This window comes from Actinosynnema sp. NPDC059797, assembly GCF_042732085.1.
Classification (GTDB): domain Bacteria; phylum Actinomycetota; class Actinomycetes; order Mycobacteriales; family Pseudonocardiaceae; genus Actinosynnema.
Genome location: NZ_JBHWIE010000420.1, coordinates 1 through 5,692, shown reverse-complemented (window position 1 = coordinate 5,692; position 5,692 = coordinate 1). Strand labels below are relative to the sequence as shown.

General features: G+C 71.2%; 6 protein-coding genes. 2 read left to right on the top strand and 4 right to left on the bottom strand.

What is annotated here, in order from left to right; translation table 11 throughout:
* A partial coding sequence (locus ACFV4N_RS38840) for a DUF8832 domain-containing protein (protein WP_499677680.1) occupies positions 1-588 on the bottom strand: 588 nt, incomplete at its 3' end.
* A gap of 166 nt (positions 589-754) precedes the next feature.
* Here ACFV4N_RS38840 and ACFV4N_RS38835 point away from each other — a divergent pair.
* Together ACFV4N_RS38835 and ACFV4N_RS38830 are read left to right on the top strand one after the other, a co-directional pair.
* On the top strand, positions 755-1,036 hold the full coding sequence (locus tag ACFV4N_RS38835; protein WP_499677679.1) for a metal-sensitive transcriptional regulator: 282 nt from the start codon (positions 755-757) through the stop codon (positions 1,034-1,036).
* 169 nt (positions 1,037-1,205) lie between these two features.
* Positions 1,206-1,643 carry a Fur family transcriptional regulator gene (locus ACFV4N_RS38830; protein WP_499677678.1) on the top strand — a complete coding sequence of 146 codons (438 nt, stop codon included), beginning with the start codon at positions 1,206-1,208 and terminating at the stop codon, positions 1,641-1,643.
* A gap of 38 nt (positions 1,644-1,681) precedes the next feature.
* On the opposite strand, the gene ACFV4N_RS38825 is transcribed toward ACFV4N_RS38830, so the two are convergent.
* From ACFV4N_RS38825 to ACFV4N_RS38815, 3 genes are all read right to left on the bottom strand, one after another.
* Complete coding sequence (locus tag ACFV4N_RS38825) at positions 1,682-2,047, bottom strand: hypothetical protein (protein ID WP_499677677.1); 366 nt, start codon at positions 2,045-2,047, stop codon at positions 1,682-1,684.
* A gap of 133 nt (positions 2,048-2,180) precedes the next feature.
* Positions 2,181-2,876 carry a TetR/AcrR family transcriptional regulator gene (locus tag ACFV4N_RS38820; RefSeq protein WP_499677676.1) on the bottom strand — a complete coding sequence of 232 codons (696 nt, stop codon included), beginning with the start codon at positions 2,874-2,876 and terminating at the stop codon, positions 2,181-2,183.
* A 341-nt stretch (positions 2,877-3,217) separates the two neighbouring features.
* Positions 3,218-4,831: a (2,3-dihydroxybenzoyl)adenylate synthase gene (locus tag ACFV4N_RS38815; RefSeq protein ID WP_499677675.1), complete on the bottom strand. Its 1,614-nt coding sequence runs from the start codon at positions 4,829-4,831 to the stop codon at positions 3,218-3,220.
* Positions 4,832-5,692 lie beyond the last annotated feature (861 nt).

Sequence of the window (5,692 nt, the reverse complement as noted above, 5' to 3'; positions counted from 1 at the left end):
AAGTCCACCCGCGACTCTGCCATGACCGTGCCCATGCCCTTCCTCGTGCCCGGTGCCCGTCCCGGCCGACCGCGCCGCGGCGGTCACGGTGAACTCCGCGGTGCGCACGACACCGCCGTGCCGGAAGTTGAGGAACAGCCGGTACCCGCCCGCGGTCGGCAGCTCGGCGACGAACGACAACTCCGGCCCGGCGGGCGTCCTGCCGTCACCTGGCGCGCCCTGCGCGTGGAGGTGCGTGGAGACCAGGTCGTCCTGGCGCAACGCCACCAGGTTGCCGTAGGAGCCCAGGTGGGGTTCCAGGTCGGTGACCGGCCGCCCGTCGCGGCTCACGGTCAGCCGCACCGGGGACACCTCGCCCGGCTCCAGCTCGCCGTCCAACCGCACCTCGTACCCGTCGACGCGGGCCACCCGCGACGGGCCTCGTCGGTCCTGCTCGGCTCCCGCGGCGTCCTCGTGGTCGGCGCCGCTCACGCCGTGGCCCGCCGCCTCGACCGGCAGGGGGCCGACGGCACTCCCGACCGCCCAGCCGCCGCCGGCTACCAGGGCGAGCGCCACGCCGTAGGCGGAGAGCTTCGCTGCTGTGTTCATGTCGACGTCCTTCATGGTGGTTGAGGCCGGGGAACCGGGGTGCCCCGCCTCTCTCGCCCTGCTCCACCAATATACCCCTAGGGGGTATTGAAACTCAAGCGGGCCACCCCTCCGGCACCGCTTCCCGCGTATCGTGATCCCCGTAGACCTGCGGAGAGGACTCGCCATGCCCGGTTACGCGGACCGTCGTGACGACCACCTCAAGCGGTTGCGGCGCATCGAGGGACAGGTTCGCGGCCTCCAGCGGATGATCGGGAACGACGAGTACTGCATCGACGTGCTCACCCAGATCGCCGCCGCCACCAAGGCGCTCCAGGCGGTGTCGATCAACCTGCTCGACGAGCACCTCCGGCACTGCGTGGCCGAGGCCGCCGCCGAAGGCGGCGAGGTGGCCGAGACGAAGATCGCCGAGGCGAGCGCGGCGATCGGGCGGCTCGTGCGCTCCTGATCCGACGACCCTCGCGCCACCCCTTCCCGCCCGGTCGCCCCTTGCCGGGTACCCACGCCCTCCCCCGGGCCCACACCCAGGGGCCGTCTCGCACGGGATCCGTCGCACCCCTTCTCCTACCCGAAGGCGGTAGCGCCGATTCCGAAATAATACGATAATCGTTTCCACTATGACTCGACCGGCCGACGACCAACCCGATGTGAGGTTGACGCCGCAACGACGAGCCGTGCTGGACGCGCTGGGCGATTCCGCCGAGGGGCGCACCGCGGCGGAGCTGTTCCGACGACTCCACGAACTCGGCAGCCCCGTGGGGCTGTCCACCGTCTACCGGGCACTCGCGACCCTGGTCGACGCGGGCGTGGTGGACGCCGTCCGGGACGACGAAGGCAGGCAGCTCTTCCACGCCGGCCCCGTCGACCGGCCCGGCCACTACCTCGTCTGCCGGCAATGCGGTCGGCACCTCCCCATCGACGCCCGCCCGGTGCTGCGCTGGGCGGCCGACAAGGCGGCCGAGCACGACTTCGCGGTGGGCGAACCGCTGGTCAGGCTCACCGGCAGGTGCCCGCGCTGCGCCGCCCGCGACCTCCCGGCAACGTCCCGGACCTGACCGGACCCCCTCGCGCGTCCACCCCACCGGGAATTACTTCAATGTCTTTTCATATATTCACCAATCCTTTTGAATTGAACGCGAAGATCGGCGATTTGAACACGATGATCACTCATTTGAACACGTAGATCACCAGCACCAATTCGGCGTAAGGCAGATTTTTCAACATTCGCCCGATTGACGTTTACGCAGGTCGGATCGATTACGCGAACATCCTTGTCGAAAACGGTTTTCGTTTTCCAAAAATAGTTAACAATTTCCCTGGAATACCGCCGGGAAAGTGCTATCGTCGTTCCAGCGGCCGCCTTCCAAGAACGACTCCGCAAGGCGAAACCAAGGAGGCAAATCCCATGGCAGACGACAGCTGCGCCAACTGCACCGGGTGCCCGGCGGATTGCACCCACAGCACCTGCGCGAACAAGTGCTCGTTGAACGAGAACTGCACCTGCACGGGTTGCCCCTCGCACGGCTGATCGGCCGACCTGGGGCGAAGCCGCGCCGTGCTCCGGCGACCATTGCCGGAGCACGCGCGTCGCGCTACGCCGGAGAACCGCCGCGCAACTCCGCCAAGCGGACCGCGATGCCGTCCAGGGCGCGCTCGACGCGGTAGGTGTAGAGGTGGTCGGACTTCCGGTGGTCCTCGCACGCCACCGCCATCAACGCCAGACCGCGGTGGTCGACCGAGTCCCGGTACTCGGCGATCATCCGCTCCGCCTCCTCGCACGGGTGCGAGGGCGAGTCCTTGCCGTCCTCCACCGCGATCTGCTGCACGGCGGCGTCCACCAGCGTGGAGTAGACGAACGGCGCCTCGTCGCCGAAACCCGCCGCGGTCAGCAGCAGCACACCGCGGTCGATCAACCGGAGCATCGCGGGCACGGCGGGCCCGTTGACCGCCAGCCACTGCGCCACGCCGGTGTGCTCCCTCAGCGCCTCCCGCAACCGGTGCAGGACGATCCCGAACCAGTCGCGCCACTCCCCCTCCGGGACCACGTCCAGGGCTTCGCGCAGCACGTGGTCGACCACCGCGGCGATCACCGCCTCGCGGTCGCCGACGTGGTGGTAGACGACGGCCGGCCAGGACTCCAGCTCGTCGGCGAGTTGGCGCAGCGTCCACGCGCCCAACCCGTGCAGGCGGGTCAGCCGGACGGCCGCCTCGACGACCTGCTCGGCGTCCAGCGGTCGCTGGTTGCGCAGCGACCTGGGGCCTCTCCCAGACCCTCCCTTGAAGGTCATCAGCGCGCCTCCCCCTTCATGACCAGCGGCGAGCGTCGACCCCGGTGCCGGCTGGGATCCTTTGCACCCCAACGATCCTCCGGAGAACACCTGCCTCTCCGATACCCCTCATGCGTATATTACGCATAACGATTTTCATGTCAGGAAGGCCCGGCCGAGGGCCTGAGCAGGGAGTATCGGAGGTAGGACGTTCGGTCATCGGGCCACTGCGCCCCGGTCGGGCCGGCGACGCCGCGCCCGGGGCCGAAGCCGGGCCCGGCGACGGGGCACCGCGTCACCCCGGGCTCGACCGCGGTCCGCCGCCCCACGACCTCAGCGACGGGACCGGTCCACCTCCGCGCTCACCCGGTCGCCCCGCCGAGCAGGCGGGTCAGCGCCTTCCGGTCCACCTTCCCCACCGGTGTCAGCGGCATCTCGCCCAGCACCCGCATCTCGTCGGGCACCTCGTGCGCGGCCAGCCCCCGGTCGACCAGGTAAAGCGCCAGCGTCTCCCGGGTTGGGGCGACCCGGCCCTCGGGGACGACGAAGGCCACCGAGCGCTCGCCCAGGACCGGGTCGGGCGCGGGCAGGAGCGCGACGGACCGGATGCCGGGGTGTGCCCGCAGGTGCCCTTCGACCTCGGGCGCGGCGATCTTCTCCCCGCCGCGGAGGATCTGGTCCTCGCGGCGGCCGACCACGACCAGGTGGCCGGAGGGCAGGCGCCGGACGAGGTCGCCGGTGCGGTGGAAGCCGTCGAGGAAGACCTCCGGGTCGTGCTCCGGTTCCCGGTAGTACCCCCGTAGGGTGTAGGGCCCCTTAGCGAGCAGTTCGCCCACTTCGCCCGCCGGCACGTCGGCGTCGCGCTCGTCGACGACGCGGATCTCGTCGGCGGGCGAGATCGGCCTGCCGGAGGTGGTGCGAACGGCCTCCGGCGGATCGTCCAGCGCGGTCAGGCAGATCAGCCCTTCGGCCAGGCCGAAACCCCGCTGGACGGCGCAGTCGAACCCGTCGACGACCTGCCGGGCGAGGTCGTCGGTGAGCCGGGGGCCGACGACCTGCAACACGCGGAGGGTGGACAGGTCGGCGTCGGTGGCGCGCGACTCCGCCGACCACAGCGGCGCGAGGCCGGGGTCGATCGCCGCGACCGTCACGCCCTCCCGCTCGACCAGCTCGAAGCAGCGGGCGGGGTCGGGGTCGTCCGCGAGCACGACGGCACCGCCGACGCCGAGCGCGCCGAGCACCCCGGCGCAGGTCGTCGCGAGCGCCACCGGCAGGACCGCGAGGTAGACCGAGTCCCCGTCCAGCCCGGACGCCTCGGCGACGGCCCTGGCGGCGCACTGGTGGTCGTCGTGGGTGCGCGGGACCAGCTTCGGCAGCCCGGCGCCCTCGTCCGAGACCAGCAGCAGCGCCAGGTCCTCGGAGCCCGCCGGGCCGGGTACCGGTTCGGCGGACGAGCCGGCGCCCAGGTCGGCGAAGGCGGTGAAGCCGCTGTCGCCGGGGTCCCCGACGACGATGACGTGCTCGACCGCGGGGCCCGCCGCCCGCACGGCGGCCGCCGGCGCGCGGTGGTCGAACCGCGCGTGCACGTCCGGGACGACGTAGGCGACCGCGCCGGACAGCCGGGCCAGGTGGACCACCTCGGCGTACCGGTGGTCCGGCCGGAGCAGCACCGGCACCGCGCCCAGCTCCAGCAGCCCGAACCACAGCACCAAGAACTCCGCCCGGTTGGGCAGCTGGACCAGCACCCGGTCCCCCGCCGCCACGCCCAGGTCGCGCAGGCCGCGGGCCACCCGCCCGGCGCGCTCGGCCAGTTCGGCGTAGGACAGGCGCACGCGGTCGTCCACCACGGCCGTCCGGTCACCGAAGGCCGCGACCAGCCGGTCCAGGAACTCCGGGTAGGTCTCGCCACGCCAGTGCCCGGCCACCCGGTACCGGGCGGCATCGTCCGCCGGCCAGGGGACCACGTCGGCCGCCATCCCAGCACCTTCCTCGTCCGGCGCGCTCGGGCGCATTCGACACCGACGCCGTTCGAGCGCGAAAAAGCGAAGCCACCGGTCATCCCGCCGGACCCACCTGATCAACGCCCATCTATACGGATGCACATTGCAATTGTCAAGACCCGCCCAGGCCGACCTCCACACGAATTGTCATTGCCATATGTGCATGTGTTCATGCGTCGCGTGTCGGCGGCGTCACACCAGGTCCAGGCGGGTGGAGCCCGGACCGGTGACCGATTCGCGCGTGCTCGCGAAAAAGCCGGCGGATGCCGTTGACGCACGTGCCCGAGAAGACACCCGGAAGTCGCTCCACGACACCCGGCGAAACATTTGATCTCTATTTTCTGCGGCGCGCACCCCGGCGCCTCGGGAATTCCGGGGCGAGCGACGCGGTCGGTTCGCCGTCACCGGGCCGCTGACCCGTACAGGTGACCGGTGCCGGCGGACGGGTGAAAGGGCTTCACGCCTTTCACCGCAGCGCGCACCGTGGCACTGAAGCCGTTGACCGTTTCCGCCACGGAGGCAGACATGACCACGGAAACCACGCCCTCGCCGCAGCCGCACGCGGGTGGTTGCAGCTGCTGCAGTGGCTGCACCGGACCGGGCTGCGGGTGTTGCTCCAGCTGCTGACCCACCGACCTCGGACGCGCGGCCGCGCTCGGGCCCGGCCGCGCCCCGAACACCACCCGTGCCGGCCGATCCGCGGGTGACGAGCGCTCCCCGGCCGGACCCGCAGTGACCCCAACCCCCGTACCGGTGACCGGTCGGGGGTTTTCCGCGTCCGCGCCGCCGATGGGGCCCGTTCGGACGCATCGAAAACGATCGTCATGTGCAAGGCTC